A 13679-nucleotide genomic window follows, 5' to 3' on the forward strand; every position below is an offset into this window, starting at 1 on the left:
ATCCGTAGTGGACGACGAGCGTGGTCCTGGCGGGTTGCGGCCGGTGTAGACCCCAACCCGCCAGGACTCCTGCCGAGGCGCTACGGCGTGGCGAGCGCCTCGGTCGGGGCGAGGCGGGCGGCGCGGATCGCCGGGTAGAGCCCGGCGAGAGCCCCGATCAGCAGGGTCGCACCGACCCCGCCGCCCACCGCCCACACCGGCACCACCGTCGGCCACGACTGCGAGAGCGCGTAGCCGGCGGTCACCCCGCTGCCCAACAGCACGCCACCGACCCCGCCGATGGCGGACAACAGCAGCGACTCGGCCAGGAACTGGGTGCGTACCTGGCCGCGGGTGGCGCCGAGTGAACGACGCAGGCCGATCTCCGCACGCCGTTCCAGCACCGAGATGACCATGGTGTTCGCCACCCCGACGCCACCCACCAGCAGGGCGACCGCGCCGAGCCCGAGCAGCAGCCCGCTGAACGCCGCGTCGGTGGCCTGCCTCGCGGCGAGCGCGTCGGAAGGCCGGGACACCTCCACCTCGTTCGGCGCGTCCGGATTCGCCGTGGCGCCGAGCACCCCGCGTACCGCCTCGACCGCCGAGTCGAGGGTCCTGGCGTACACCGTGGTCGGGTGCCCGTCGAACCCGAGGTACGAGGCGGCGGCATCCCAGCCGATCAGCGCGGAGAGGTCCAGCTCCGGGGCCAGCGGCGCAGGCGCCAGGATTCCGACCACGGCGAACCAGCGTCCACCGATCTGGATCCGTACGTCCGGGTTGGCGGAGCCGATCCCGAGCCGCTGCGCTGTGGTGGCGCCGAGCACCACCGCCGGGTAGCGTCCGGTGGCGGCGTTCAGCCAGCTGCCGCTGGCCAGCTCCAGCCCGACGGTGTCCCGCAGCTCCAGGTTGACGGCCCGGGTCGCGATCCCGCCGCTCTCCCCACGTGGGATCAGATCCGACCGGTACACCTTCGCGTCGGAGAGCAGCGCGGTGGCGGCGACCTTCTCGACCGGGCCGATCCGGTTGATCATCGGCACCGATTCGGTCGGCAGCTGGGCGTTGTCGCCGAAGAGCGTACGGCCCGGACCGACGGTCAGCAGGTTGGTGCCGAGCTTGGCGAGGGTGTTGTCCAGCTCCGCCCGGGACGACGCGGAGATCCCGACCACCGAGACCATCGCCGCGATCCCGATCGCGATGCCGAGCGCGGAGAGGAACGCCCGTAGCGGCCGGGTACGCAGGCCGACGCTGCCGACCCGCACGATGTCGCGTGGGCGGAGCCGGCCGGGCGTGAGCCGTTCCGGCCGGTTTCGGCTCATCTCAGTACCCCCGCCGCCCGGTGGTCCGCCATGATCCGGCCGTCGCGCATCTGGATCTGGCGGGGCAGGCTGGCGGCGATCTCCAGGTCGTGGGTGATCACCACAACGGTGGTCCCGCTCGCGTGCAGCTCGCGCAGGAGCTCCAGCACCCCGGCGCCGGACGTGGAGTCCAGGTTGCCGGTCGGCTCGTCGGCGAGCAGCAGCGGGGGAGCACCCACCACCGCGCGGGCGATCGCCACCCGCTGCCGTTCACCGCCCGAGAGCTCGTGCGGCCGGTGGTCGAGCCGGTGCCCCAGCCCGACCCGGATCAGCGCGGCCTCCGCGCGTTCCCGCCGCTGCCGCAGGGGTACGCCCGCGTAGAGCAGCCCGTCGGCCACGTTGTCCAGCGCCGATACGCCCGGAGCGAGGTGGAACTGCTGGAAGACGAAGCCGATCCGGGACGACCGGAGCGCGGAGAGCTGCCGGTCGCCGAGGGCCGCCACGTCGTGTCCGGCGATGCGTACCCGGCCCGTCGACGGGCGGTCCAGGGTGCCGATCAGGTGCAGCATGGTGGACTTGCCCGACCCGGAGGGGCCGACGATGGCGACCAGCTCGCCGTACCGGATGGTCAGCGAGACCCCGTCCAGGGCCCGTACGCCGCCCGGGTAGGCCTTGGTCACCTTGTCGAGTTCGATGACCGCGTCCGCCTCGCCGGTCACTTCGGCATCCCCACGGTCGCCCCTTCGCTGAGGCCGGCACCGGTGATCTCCACCCGGCCGGCGGCGAAGAGCCCCGTATCGACCGCCACGATCCGCGTGGTGGTGCCTTCGACCAGCTCCACGCCGTATCCGCCCTCGGCGAGCGCGAGGAGCGCGGCGACCGGGACGCTCAGCACGTCCTTGCGCTCGTCGGCGGTGAACGCCACCTTGACCGAGGCCTGCTCGAAGCCGGTCAGCGCCTTCGGGTCGGCGACGGTTACGGTGACGTCGATCCTGGTCACCGGGCTGGATCCGCCGTTGCCGCCACTGTTGTTGTTCTCGATCACCGTTTCGGTGTCGGCGATCTTCCCGGCGACCTCCTTGCCGTTGGGCAGGGTGACACTCACGTTCGCGTTCGGTTTCGCCAGCCGCTCGTCGTCGATGTCGAGGGAGACGGACACCACCCGGGCGGTGCCGGTGTAGGTCAGCACCGCCTTGCCGGGCTGGGCCGGGTCGCCGAGGGCCGCGTCGAGGCTGTCCACCCGGACCGCGCCGTCGGCGTAGACGACCTGGCCGAGCTCGACCCGGCCGGTCTCCGGCAGGCCGAGATCCTCCTGCCATTGTTTGACCGCGGTCGCCGTGGCCGAGGTGTAGTCCTCGTCGACGGTGAACCCGGAGTAGCCGAGCGCCGAGAGGTTCTTCTCGAACTGCTTGACGTCGCTGCCGGACACACCGGGTGCCAGGGTCCGATACGCCGGCAGTTGGCCGTACAGCAGCACCACCTTGGCGTCGTCGACCGTGAACAGCGGCTTGCCCCGGCTGATCTGGCTGCCGGTGCCGGGCAGCGAGGTGATCGTGCCGGGGGCGCGGAGCGTGGCGGTGTGGGTCTGACCGTAGCCGAGTTCCCCGTCGAAGGTCTGCGAGTCGACCAGCGTCTGCCGGGTGATCTTGGCGGTCGCCGGCGGGAGCCCGCCGCTGGCCGCCGTACCCGCGTCGCGGCTGCCGAGACCGACGACGGCCGCGGCGCCCGCTGCGGCGGCGACCGCCACCGCGGTGACGGCCACGATCGGGGTACGCGAGCGGCGCCGGCGACCCCGACCCACGCCGGACGGGCCCGGAGCGGCCGACGTGGTGGCGGGCGTTCCGGTGATCGGTGCCGTGGTGTCCGCGCTCACCCCGCCCCACCCCTGATCATCACCGGTACACCCTCCGGCCGGCACTTCTCCATCGCGGCCTTGATCTTCGGGTCGTCCGGCTTGAACTTGCCGTTGATCTGGAGGCTGCCGTCCGCGCCCGGGTCCGGGAAGTCCGGCACGCCGTTCTCCCGCATGCACCGGGCGAGTTCCCGCATCTTCTCCACCTGCTCCTCGGTCAGCGCCGGCCGCTCGCCGCCGTTCGGCAGCAGGGAACGGCACTTCTCCATCGCCGGCTGCATCTTCTCCCTGTCGGCGCCGCCGATTCGAACGTTCATGCCGCGTTGGCCCGGTTCGGGGTCCGGCACGTCGACCCCGTTCTCCCGCATGCACTTGACGAACTCGCGCTGCCGGTCCTGGTCGCTCAGGCTGGCGCTGGCGCTCGGCGAGGCACCGGCCGCGATACCGCCCGCCGTGGCGACCTGAGGGGTGTCCGGGTTCGAACCGCAGCCCGCGACCGCCAGGCCGAACAGCAGAGGTGGTACGAGCAGGGTGCCCGACCTGAGTCGGCGCATGGCCCAACTCCCTTCTCCGGGCCGGCACCGAACGCCGGCCGATAGGGACGAGTTGACCGTGGCGGACGTATCCAGGGCGTAACCGTCTGCGTTTACGCCGTCGTTATCCGCGGGCGCGGCACCATGGGTCCGTGCGAGTGCTTGTGGTCGAGGACGAGACGCTGCTGGCCGACTCCATCGCGGAGTGGTTGCGCCGGGAGGCGTTCGCGGTGGACGTCGCCTATGACGGGGACGCCGCCCTGGAGCGGCTCGGCGTCACCGACTACGACGTGGTGGTGCTCGACCGGGACCTGCCGGTGGTGCACGGCGACGACGTCTGCCGGGCGGTGGTGGACAGCGGCGCCGAGACGCGGGTGCTGATGCTGACCGCCGCCGCGGCCGTCCGGGAGCGGGTGGCCGGGCTGGCCCTGGGCGCCGACGACTACCTGGTCAAACCGTTCGCGCTGGTCGAACTCTCCGCCCGGGTGCACGCGCTGGCCCGGCGTGCCCGGCCGGCGGTCCCGCCGAAACTGGCCCGGGCCGGCATCGTGGTCGACCCGGCCCGGCGGGAGGTCTACCGCGACGGCCGGTACGTCCCGCTGTCCCGCAAGGAGTTCGCGGTGCTGGCGGAGCTGGTACGGGCCGGCGGGGCGGTGGTCTCCGCGGAGGAACTGCTGGAACGAGCCTGGGACGAGCACATCGATCCGTTCACCAACGTGGTACGGGTGACCGTGATGAAGCTGCGCCGCAAGCTCGGCGATCCGCCGGTGGTCGAGACGGTGCCGGGAGTGGGGTACCAGATCCAGTGAAGCGACTGACCATCCGCGCCCGCCTGACCCTGGTCTACGGTGGACTCCTGCTGCTCGCCGGCGTGGTCCTGCTCGGCGTCACGTACGTGCTGGTCGACCAGCGGATGCGGCAGCCGCTGACGGGGGTGAGGGCCCAGATCGTCCAGCCCCCGTTCGGCAAGCTGCCCGGCGTGGCCGCGGCCGAACAGCTGCGGATCCTGGTCGAAGAGGCCCAGGACGAGGCGAAGCGCAACGCGCTGGAGTCCCTGCTCACCCAGGGCGGCCTCGCCCTGCTGCTGATCTCGGCGGTCGCGCTCGGCTTCGGCTGGCTGATCGCCGGACGGGCGTTGCAGCCGTTGCACCAGATCACCGGCACCGCCCGGCGTATCGCCGCCGGCGCGGCCGGGCGGGGCCTGCACGAGCGGATCGCGCTGCGGGGCCCCCGGGACGAGGTGAAGGAACTGGCCGACACGTTCGACCTGATGCTGGAGCGGCTCGACCGGTCCTTCGACGGCCAGCGGCGGTTCGTGGCGAACGCGTCGCACGAGTTGCGTACCCCGCTGGCGCTCAACCGGTCGCTGCTGGAGGTGGCGATCTCCCGGCCGGGCGCCTCCGCCGAGCTGCGGCAGCTGGGCGAGACCCTGCTGGCGGTCAACGAACGCCACGAACGGCTCATCGACGGGCTGCTCACCCTCGCCGACTCGGAACAGCAGGTCGTCGACCGTACCCCCCTCGACCTCGCCGAGATCGCCGGCCACGTCCTCGACCAGGCGGCCGGCGCGCCGGAGCTGACCGTACGCCGGCAGCTCGCGCCCGCCCTTACCGCCGGTGACCCGGTGCTGCTGGAGCGGCTGACGCAGAACCTGGTGGAGAACGCGGTCCGGCACAACCTGCCGGCCGGCGGCGAGATCGACGTCAGTGCCGGCACCGCCGACGGCCGTGCCTTCCTGGTGGTCGCCAACACCGGCCCCGTGGTGCCCAGCTATGACATCGAGACGATCTTCCAACCGTTCCGCCGGCTACGCCAGGACCGGCTGGCCGGCCCGCGGTCGGGTGGCGCCCACGACCGGGCCGGTGCCGCCCGCGGCTTCGGGCTCGGTCTGTCGATCGTGCGGGCGGTGGCCCAGGCGCACGGTGGCGCAGTGCATGCCCACCCCCGCGACGGCGGCGGACTCGTCGTGGCGGTGACCCTGCCACCCCTGAGCGCGCCCGTCCCCGCGCAACCGGCGCGGATGCTGCCCGCCGTGATCCCGGCCTGATGGTGCCACTCATGAGGATTTATCCGGAAGATCCACTTGTCTGGAGCAAATCGGGCATCCGTTGTTAGCCTGACGGGTGGACCGCCGCCGATGCCACGTATCGGCGCCGACCGACCCAGCGGCGGTCGATCGGACCGGGGCCCCGAGAAGGGAAACAGCCATGCCTGGTCAACTCATCGGCAAGAACGTCATCGTCACCGGGGGGACCCGGGGCATCGGTCGAGGCATCACCCTCGGTCTGGCCACCGCCGGAGCGAACGTGATCGCCTGCTACCGGACCGAGGGCGAGCACCTCGAAGCGCTCGCCCAACAGCTCAAGGAGACCCCCGGCGACCACCGGCTGGTACGGGCCGACGTGACCCAGCTGGCGGACGTCGAGCGGTTCGCCGACGAGGCCCGCAGCACCTACCGGACCATCCACGGTCTGGTGCACAACGCGGGGGTGATCAGCCAGGTGCCGTTCGCTGAGCTGACCCCCCAGGAGTGGCATCGGGTGGTGGACACCAGCCTCACCGCCGCCTACCTCATGGTCAACAAGACGCTGCCGCTGATGACCGCGGGTTCCTCGGTGGTGGTCATCGGCTCCCGGGCGGCCACGGTCGGGATCCCGCAGCGGGCGCACTACACAGCGGCGAAGGCCGGCCTCGTCGGGCTGATGCGCTCGCTGGCGAAGGAACTGGGCCCGCAGGGCATCCGGGTCAACGTGCTCTCCCCGGGCACGATCGAGACCGAGGAGGCGGCGCGGGACTCGTCGGAACAGCGGCGGGAACACATCGCACGCCACTCCCAGATCGTCTCGTTGCGACGCTACGGACGGTCGGAGGAGGTCGCCAACGTGGTCACCTTCCTGCTCAGCGACAAGGCCTCGTACGTCACGGGCGAGACCCTGCAGGTCGACGGCGGCATCTGAGCCGACCGGCGGACGCCGAGCCGGAACTCAACGACAGCGACCGGGCCTCCGGATCACTTGCCTGGAGCCTGGTAGCCCACCTTCATCCGGGTCGCGTCGTCGACCTCTTCCGGCGTCAGCACCGGGGTGATCCGCGTGGTCACACCGCCCGCCGCCCGGATGGCGATGACCAGCGCGGCTGCGGCCTTGTCGTCCGGCATGTCACACACCGCATAGGTGTCGTACTCGCCGAACGAGAAGAACAGGGACTCCATGCGCCCGCCGCTGGCCTCGATCGCCCGCCGAGCTACCTCGGCCCGTTTGCTGCCACCGTCGGTGGCGAGCCCCTTGGCTCCGTCAGTGGTGTAGGTCGACTCCAACAGGAATTTCGGCACCTCGATCACCTCTCACGTCCTCCGGCGCCCTCGCGGCCGCCGATGCCTGTTCGGATCAGTCCCGCAGCCGTGCGTTCAGCGCGTCCCTTGGCGTTGGATCCGTTCGCCGCGCTCGACCCTGGCCCGGCCCTGGTCGCGCTCCGTCCCCGAGGTACCGGTCGCGGCCCGCAGGCGCCGGCGCTGCGGCGAGCGTTCGACCTCGGAGCCCTGCCGGCCCCGGGCCCCGCTGCCCGGATTCCGTCCCGCGCGCGCCGATTCACCGCCGGGGTCGTGCTTGTTCGCCTTGTGACTACCCATGCGCCGCGCGTACCCGTCACGGGAGCGCATAGTCATCGCGCTGGCGTGGATCGTCCAGCGAGCGCACGTCGTCGTACGGCCTGAGTTCGCCGCCCTGTGATCCAGGGACGATCAGATCGTGGCTGGTCCGGGCACGGCTGCCGCTGCCTCGTCCTCCAGTGTTGTCGCCGCGTTCACCTGCGAGATCGCCGCGGTCCCTAGCCTGACCAGGGCCTGCGGCTGTGCCCTTGACAGTGGCGCGCCCGACAGAAGCTGTGGAGGAACAAATGATCCTGCAACGCCCCCAGGGCCGGGCGTCGGCGGCCCTCGCCACCGCCGGACTGCTCGTCGGCATGCTGAGCGGACCGGCATTCGCGGAGGGGACGGCACCCGCGACCTCGGTCCACGACGGCGACGTCATCCACGGCGTCACCACCATCTACGCTGCCGGTTCACCCCTGCCCTCGCTGGACGTGGACGGTGACCCGCTGGCCACCGATCCCGTGTCGAGCCTGCCCGCCACCCTGCTCTTCGAGGGCGAGGGAATTCAGAGCGGATCCCAGAAACTGCTGAACTCGATCTGGGTGAACGGCAGGATGGTCACCCTGATCAACAAGGACTACTTCGGCTACGCCACCGCGGAGATCCCGATCCCGGCCGGCTACCTGACCGCCGGAACGAACACGCTGACGGTCCGCTCCGGCAGCTCGATCTCGCCCACCGACCTCACCGCAAACCACGACGACTTCACGATCCGTAACGTTCGGATCACCACTCTCGACGGTACGGACATCTCCGATCCCGCCGTCCCGCCAACCCGCAAGATAGACCTCGGCGACGGCTACCCGGGCGGCAACGCGACCGAGGAGCAGGTGACGGCCAACTTCGCCATCACCCTCGACGAAGCTCGGGCCAACGGTGTCGCCGCGACAGTGGACACCCGTCCGTTGACCGATGGCCCACACACCCTCACCGCGACCTCGGCCGGCGCTGCCACAGTCGTCCGGTTCCTCACCGACAACGTCGGACCGGTGATCACCGGCACCACTCCCGCCGATGGCGCCACCATCACCGGGGATCGCATCGAGGTCACCGTATCGGCGACCGACAGCGTCTCCGCCGTCGCCTCCGTGACCGCCAAGCTGGACGGCCGCACCATCCCGGTCCCCAACTCCTTCCCGACCGGCAACATCCCGGCCGGCGAGCACACACTTGCCGTCACCGCCAAGGACACCGCCGGCAACGCGAGCACGAAGAACGTCACGTTCCGCACCCCACCGCCGACCATCGCACCCGGCGCCTACGACCGCGGCCAGATCCGGCCCGACCGCGCCATGGCCGGTCCCGACGTGGCGCGCATCGTGGCCGCGGGCGACATCGCCTGCGCCGCGACCAGCCGTACGACTCCCACGGCCTGCCAGCAGGCCGCCGTCGCCGACACGGTCAGGTCGCTGAACCCCGACGCCGTGCTCACCCTCGCCGACAACCAGTACGACGTCGGCACCCTCCCCGCGTTCCTCGCCTCCTACGACAAGTCGTGGGGCGCACTCAAGGACATCACCTACCCGATCGTCGGCAACCACGAGTACGGGCAGGCCTACTACCCGGGAGCCCGCGCCGACGGCTACTTCGACTACTTCAACGGTGTCGGTGCGCAGGACGGCCGGGCCGCCGACCGGGAGAAGGGCTACTACTCGTACGACATCGGCCGCTGGCACGTCGTCGCCCTCAACAGTGAGTGCGGCGTGGTGTCCTGCGCTCCCGGCTCGGCCCAGTACGCCTGGCTCGAGCAGGACCTCCAGCGGCACCACAACATGTGCGTGATGGCCACCTGGCACAAGCCGGTGCACACCGGCACCTTCCGCGGCGGCATCTACGGCAACCCCGACAGCAACGCGCTCTACAAGCTTGCCGACCGGTACGGGGTGGACGTGATCCTCAACGGGCACGATCACAGCTACCAGCGGTTCGCGCCGCAGGACGTCGACGGCAACCCCCGGCCCGACGCACCGCGGGAGTTCATCGTCGGCACCGGCGGCGTCGGCTTCCACGGCACCCCCGACCAGGTCCCCAACCTGGAGGCCGCCCAGGGCGACACGTTCGGCGCGCTGGAGCTGACCCTCAAGCCCACCGGCTACGACTGGCGATTCGTGCCGATCGCCGGCAGCACCAAGGGTTTCACCGACGCCGGTTCGGCGTCCTGCCACCCGTAGTCGCAAGCAACGTGACCCCGCCGACCGCATCCGGGTCGGCGGGGTCACGGCGTTCCTGAGAAGCGCCGGCGGGCGAGCCCGGCGTCGGCAAGACCACGCTGGTGACCGCGGCGGCGGAAGAAGCCCGCCGGCGCGGCGCACTCGTGCTCGGTGCCGCCTGCTGGGATTCCGACAGCGCGTCCGTCACCTGGGCGACTGCTTCACGGCGCGGTGCCGATACGGATGCCGGTCTCTGACCCTCACGGCAGGCCTGATCAACCAATCGGATGCCGGATCGCAGTACACCGTCGACAATTCAGCGCCCTTAGGTGGGGCCGCCGGGGCGTCATTGACAGATAGCGTCACCGGTGCCAGCCAATTGGCTTAACGGCGCGCGTCTGATGCGGATAAGGAGCGGACAATTCTTCACGTCTTCTTGATCGCATCCATCGTTTTCACCGCCCTTGTGCTGCTGGCGATGGCCGTGTCGTTCGTCTACGGGTTCCTTTACCCTGCTCGCGCCCGGCACAGTGTTCGGCGGCCGGCGTACCCCCGCTACGGCCCGGTTCATGGCGATCAGGTAGCGATCATGATCGCCTGCCGCAACGGCGCCGCGACCATCGCCGCGGCCGTCACCGCGGCACGCGCGACCGGAGCACCCGTCTACGTCGTCTCCGACGGGTCGACCGACGACACCGCGCGGGTCGCAGCCGCAGCAGGCGCACAGGTGCTCGCCCTTGGCGCCAACGTCGGCAAGCCCGCCGCCCTGCACGCGGGTTACGTCCACTTCAGGCTCGGTCTGGCCTACCGCGCGGTGGCCATCATCGACGACGACGTGCTGGTCGCGTCCGACTTCGTCAGTTCCGCACTCGCCTTGCTCGAAGACCAGGTTGCCATCGTAGTGGGACACAACGTCACCTGGTGGCCACCCGAACGCCGCTGGAACCTCTGGCTGGCCAAGCGGGCGTACAGCTACTGGAATTACCAAGTGATCACTCGGCGGATCCAGAGCCACTTCAACGTCATGAACTGCATCTCGGGCAGCAACTCCCTGTACCGGGTGGAGTTGCTGGATGTGGTGCTGCCGCAGCAGCCGCCGTACATCGTGGACGACACGTACTGGCTCCTGGAAACCCACCGGCGCCGGCTCGGCCGGATCGTCTACGCACCCCGGGCGGTGGCGTACCTGCAGGATCCGACCACGATGCGTGACTGGTACAAGCAGAACCTGCGGTGGATGTGGGGCACGTTTCAGGGCATCATCGGCCACCGGGTCGGCCGCATGCACAGCCGCTTCGACTACGCGTACCTGCTGCTGATGCTGCACTGGCTCCTCTACGTCGCGGGTGGCCCACTGACCCTGTGGCTGCTGGCCACCGCCGGGCTAGACGTCGGGCGGGGCCTACTGCTGCTGCTCGGCGGTCAGGCGCTGTGGGTGGTGCTGGCTGCCTGGCGGCTGGCCCGTCCCCGGCTGGTGTTCTTCCTGCCGCTCATCATCCTGGCCGATCTGCTCTACCGGGTGGTCATGGTGCACGCGCTGGTGAAGGCACTCCGCCATCCCACCGTCGATCGCTGTGTGTGGGCCTCGCCCCCACGCATCGGCGCTTCCGATCCCGTCAAAGCATGAGGAGGTGAACATGTCCGCAAACCAGGAGCTACCCGTGACGGGAGCACCGGCCGCCGCTGTGGGACTGATCGGCGCGATCGTCCTCGGCCTCGGCGCCCTGCTGGTCACGGTGGCCCAGTGGGGTGCCAAGGCACGCCACCGGATGCACTGACCTTTACCGGGGGCTTGCTCGGGCGCGAGTTCGAGAGCGCTGCGGTGCGGGCCGTGGACCCCGCCGGGTCCACGGCCCGCACCGCCCGACAACGAGGCCGGACCGGTCTGCCCCCAGGATGACCCGGGGCCACGGTCAACGGCGGTTGTAGCGGTACATGGTCAGCGTGCCGAACACCACCACGAACCCGGCGCTCCACAGCAGCAGCCACAGCGTGTTCGCCGCGTCCGACGATCCGGCCATCGCCGCGCGTACCGACGCCACCAGGTGGGTGATCGGGTTGACCTTGACGAATGCCTGCAGCCAGCCCGGCATGGTGCTCGGGTTGACGAAGACGTTGCTCAAAAAGGTCAGCGGGAACAGCACCATCATGCTGACCCCCATCACCGACTTCTCGCTGCGCAGCACCAGGCCGAAGAACGTCCAGACCCAGGAAAACGCGAACGAGAAGACCACCAGCAGACCGATCCCGGCCAGCACACCGAGCAGCCCGCCGTCGGGCCGGAAGCCGAGCGCCAGCCCGACACCGAGGATGACCAGCGCGGCGAGCACGTAACGCAGCACGTCACCGAAGATCATGCCGACCAACGCGGCCGGCCGCCACACCGGCAGCGTCCGAATCCGGTCGAACACGCCCTTCTCGATGTCGTTGTTGAGGCCGACCCCGGTGTACATGGTGATCATCACGACGCTGGTCACCATGATGCCGGGCAGGAAGAACTGCAGGTAGTCCCGGGGGCTGCCGGCGAGGGCACCGCCGAACAGGTACGTGAACATCAGCACCATGATGATCGGGAACGCTGTCACGTCGAACAGCTGCTCCGGCACATGCTTGATCTTCAACAGCGCCCGCCAGCCGAAGATCAGCGACGCCGACAACGGCCCCGGCCTCGGCGGCCGCTCACCCGGCGCGAGGACCGTCGCCAACGCCTCCGCCGAGGGTACGTAGACCGACGGCGCCCGTCCGGTCGTGGTCGCGGTCTCGCTCATCGGGCTGCCTCCAGCTCGTCGTCTCGCTCGCCGGCCGCGACGGCGGGGTGGTCGGTCAGGGCCAGGAACACCTCGTCCAGGCTCGGCTGGCCCAGCGAGAAGTCGTCGACGACGATGCCGGCGCGGGTCAGCTCCCCGAGCGCCCGAGCCGCCTGCTCGCTGGCCTCCAGGTCGCTGCCCGCCTCGCCGACCCGGGCCATCACCGCCACCGGATCCGCCTCCAGCTGCACCGGCACGCCCAGCACCACCTCAAGCAGCTTCTCGGCCTCCGGCCGCTGACCCGGGTCCCGCAGTCGCAGGTGGATGGTGCCGGAGCCGACCGACGACTTCAGCTCGCCCGGGGTGCCCTCCGCGATCACCCTGCCGTGGTCGACGACCGCGATGCGCCCGGCGAGCTGGTCGGCCTCGTCCAGGTACTGCGTGGTCAGCAGCACCGTCGTGCCGTGCGCCACCACAGCCCGGACGATCTCCCACACCTGGTTGCGGCTGCGCGGGTCCAGCCCCGTCGTCGGCTCGTCCAGGAAGAGCAGGTCCGGGGTGTTGAGGATGCTCGCCGCGATGTCGATCCGCCGCCGCATGCCGCCCGAGTACTTCTTCACCTGGCGGGCCGCCGCGTCGGTCAGCCCGAACGCAGCGAGCAGACTCTCCGCCCTCGCCCGGGCGGCCGGCTTGCGCAGCCCGAGCAGGCGACCCAGCAGGACGAGGTTCTCCATCCCGGTCAGGTCCTCGTCCAGCGAGGCGTACTGGCCGGTCAGGCTGACCCGGGCGCGCACCGCGTCAGCCTCGGTCACCACGTCGTGGCCGAAGACCCGCGCCCGGCCACCGTCGGGGCGCAGCAGCGTGGCCAGCACCCGCACGGCCGTGGTCTTGCCGGCCCCGTTCGGGCCGAGCAGCCCGTAGACGGTGCCGGCGGGGACCTGCAGGTCCAGGCCGTCCAGGGCGCGGGTCGTGCCGAACGACCGGACCAGGCCGTCGGCCTCGACGGCCAACCCGGTGTTCCGGTTACTCATGATCACTACCTTCCTTCGACATTCAGGAGACGTATGGGCGCGCCGCCCGGCCCTCGCGCAGCTGGTCCTCGACCTGCGGCGTCGGCTCGCCGGCCAGCAGGGTCCACGCCGACGAAGCCGCGCACCGTCACCGCGTGCAGGGCGGTGAAGACCGTCCGGAGTTGGTCGACCGTATGCAGGCCGATTGAACCGCAGCCGTACGACAAGAAGCCGACCGGTTTGGCCTGCCACTCGTCGTACGCGTAGTCGATCGTCTGTTTCAACGACGCCGGGAAGCTGTGGTTGTACTCGCGGGTGACCACAGTGAACGCCTCCGCCCGGGTTCACCTGCTGCACGAACGACCGGATGCTCGCCGTGGACTCGGCGGGGTGCCGGTGTCGGGCGGGGTTGGCAACAGATCCGGGTTTATGGGCAGTCATAGTCGGACATTTGCATGTACTGT

The 13679-nt window shown here is 70.5% G+C and carries 14 protein-coding genes; 6 read left to right on the forward strand and 8 right to left on the reverse strand.

Annotated elements, in window-relative coordinates:
* Positions 1-80: 80 nt before the first annotated feature.
* The 4 genes from ACNAW0_RS11295 to ACNAW0_RS11310 are packed head-to-tail and all read right to left on the reverse strand — an operon-like array spanning position 81 to position 3680.
* Positions 81-1295, reverse strand: a complete 1215-nt coding sequence (locus tag ACNAW0_RS11295; RefSeq protein ID WP_416287721.1) for an ABC transporter permease — start codon at positions 1293-1295, stop codon at positions 81-83.
* Positions 1292-1993: an ABC transporter ATP-binding protein gene (locus ACNAW0_RS11300; protein WP_416287723.1), complete on the reverse strand. Its 702-nt coding sequence runs from the start codon at positions 1991-1993 to the stop codon at positions 1292-1294. The genes ACNAW0_RS11295 and ACNAW0_RS11300 overlap by 4 nt, the downstream gene beginning before the upstream one ends.
* Entirely contained in the window at positions 1990-3147 is a 1158-nt protein-coding gene (locus tag ACNAW0_RS11305) for a peptidoglycan-binding protein (RefSeq protein WP_416287724.1), read from the reverse strand. Before ACNAW0_RS11305 ends, ACNAW0_RS11300 begins: the two co-directional genes overlap by 4 nt.
* Entirely contained in the window at positions 3144-3680 is a 537-nt protein-coding gene (locus ACNAW0_RS11310) for a hypothetical protein (protein ID WP_416287725.1), read from the reverse strand. Before ACNAW0_RS11310 ends, ACNAW0_RS11305 begins: the two co-directional genes overlap by 4 nt.
* A gap of 131 nt (positions 3681-3811) precedes the next feature.
* Here ACNAW0_RS11310 and ACNAW0_RS11315 point away from each other — a divergent pair, with 131 nt between their 5' ends.
* From ACNAW0_RS11315 to ACNAW0_RS11325, 3 genes are all read left to right on the forward strand, one after another.
* Positions 3812-4468 (forward strand): response regulator transcription factor, encoded by a 657-nt coding sequence (locus tag ACNAW0_RS11315; RefSeq protein ID WP_416287726.1) that lies wholly within the window; start codon positions 3812-3814, stop codon positions 4466-4468.
* Positions 4465-5706, forward strand: a complete 1242-nt coding sequence (locus tag ACNAW0_RS11320) for a sensor histidine kinase (RefSeq protein WP_416287727.1) — start codon at positions 4465-4467, stop codon at positions 5704-5706. The genes ACNAW0_RS11315 and ACNAW0_RS11320 overlap by 4 nt, the downstream gene beginning before the upstream one ends.
* A 160-nt stretch (positions 5707-5866) precedes the next feature.
* Positions 5867-6616: an SDR family NAD(P)-dependent oxidoreductase gene (locus ACNAW0_RS11325; protein ID WP_416287728.1), complete on the forward strand. Its 750-nt coding sequence runs from the start codon at positions 5867-5869 to the stop codon at positions 6614-6616.
* Positions 6617-6669: 53 nt separating this feature from the next.
* On the opposite strand, the gene ACNAW0_RS11330 is transcribed toward ACNAW0_RS11325, so the two are convergent.
* Positions 6670-6990 carry a GYD domain-containing protein gene (locus tag ACNAW0_RS11330; RefSeq protein ID WP_416287739.1) on the reverse strand — a complete coding sequence of 107 codons (321 nt, stop codon included), beginning with the start codon at positions 6988-6990 and terminating at the stop codon, positions 6670-6672.
* Positions 6991-7553: 563 nt separating this feature from the next.
* Between ACNAW0_RS11330 and ACNAW0_RS11335 the strand changes: the two genes are divergently transcribed.
* The 3 genes from ACNAW0_RS11335 to ACNAW0_RS11345 all read left to right on the forward strand — a co-directional run bounded on the left by ACNAW0_RS11335 (position 7554) and on the right by ACNAW0_RS11345 (position 11236).
* Entirely contained in the window at positions 7554-9479 is a 1926-nt protein-coding gene (locus ACNAW0_RS11335; RefSeq protein ID WP_416287729.1) for a metallophosphoesterase, read from the forward strand.
* Positions 9480-10047: 568 nt separating this feature from the next.
* Positions 10048-11085 carry a glycosyltransferase family 2 protein gene (locus ACNAW0_RS11340; protein WP_416287730.1) on the forward strand — a complete coding sequence of 346 codons (1038 nt, stop codon included), beginning with the start codon at positions 10048-10050 and terminating at the stop codon, positions 11083-11085.
* A gap of 10 nt (positions 11086-11095) precedes the next feature.
* Entirely contained in the window at positions 11096-11236 is a 141-nt protein-coding gene (locus ACNAW0_RS11345; protein ID WP_416287731.1) for a hypothetical protein, read from the forward strand.
* A gap of 135 nt (positions 11237-11371) precedes the next feature.
* Here the strand turns inward: ACNAW0_RS11345 and ACNAW0_RS11350 are convergent, their stop codons facing one another.
* Genes ACNAW0_RS11350 through ACNAW0_RS11360 form a run of 3 tightly spaced genes read right to left on the reverse strand, consistent with a single transcriptional unit; the run spans position 11372 to position 13538 of the window.
* Positions 11372-12226, reverse strand: coding sequence for an ABC transporter permease (locus ACNAW0_RS11350; protein ID WP_416287732.1), 855 nt, complete (start codon positions 12224-12226; stop codon positions 11372-11374).
* Positions 12223-13236 carry an ATP-binding cassette domain-containing protein gene (locus tag ACNAW0_RS11355; RefSeq protein WP_416287734.1) on the reverse strand — a complete coding sequence of 338 codons (1014 nt, stop codon included), beginning with the start codon at positions 13234-13236 and terminating at the stop codon, positions 12223-12225. Before ACNAW0_RS11355 ends, ACNAW0_RS11350 begins: the two co-directional genes overlap by 4 nt.
* 5 nt (positions 13237-13241) lie before the next feature.
* On the reverse strand, positions 13242-13538 hold the full coding sequence (locus ACNAW0_RS11360; protein ID WP_416287735.1) for an NADPH-dependent FMN reductase: 297 nt from the start codon (positions 13536-13538) through the stop codon (positions 13242-13244).
* Between the last annotated feature and the right edge of the window lie 141 nt (positions 13539-13679).

The organism is Micromonospora sp. SL1-18 (assembly GCF_047921505.1).
Classification (GTDB): domain Bacteria; phylum Actinomycetota; class Actinomycetes; order Mycobacteriales; family Micromonosporaceae; genus Micromonospora.

Coding starts and splice junctions, on each gene's coding strand:
- ACNAW0_RS11295 (WP_416287721.1), bottom strand. CDS start 1,295: ATGAGCCGAAACCGGCCGGAACGGCTCACGCCCGGCCGGCTCCGCCCA.
- ACNAW0_RS11310 (WP_416287725.1), bottom strand. CDS start 3,680: ATGCGCCGACTCAGGTCGGGCACCCTGCTCGTACCACCTCTGCTGTTC.
- ACNAW0_RS11325 (WP_416287728.1), top strand. CDS start 5,867: ATGCCTGGTCAACTCATCGGCAAGAACGTCATCGTCACCGGGGGGACC.
- ACNAW0_RS11335 (WP_416287729.1), top strand. CDS start 7,554: ATGATCCTGCAACGCCCCCAGGGCCGGGCGTCGGCGGCCCTCGCCACC.
- ACNAW0_RS11340 (WP_416287730.1), top strand. CDS start 10,048: ATGATCGCCTGCCGCAACGGCGCCGCGACCATCGCCGCGGCCGTCACC.
- ACNAW0_RS11345 (WP_416287731.1), top strand. CDS start 11,096: ATGTCCGCAAACCAGGAGCTACCCGTGACGGGAGCACCGGCCGCCGCT.
- ACNAW0_RS11350 (WP_416287732.1), bottom strand. CDS start 12,226: ATGAGCGAGACCGCGACCACGACCGGACGGGCGCCGTCGGTCTACGTA.
- ACNAW0_RS11355 (WP_416287734.1), bottom strand. CDS start 13,236: ATGAGTAACCGGAACACCGGGTTGGCCGTCGAGGCCGACGGCCTGGTC.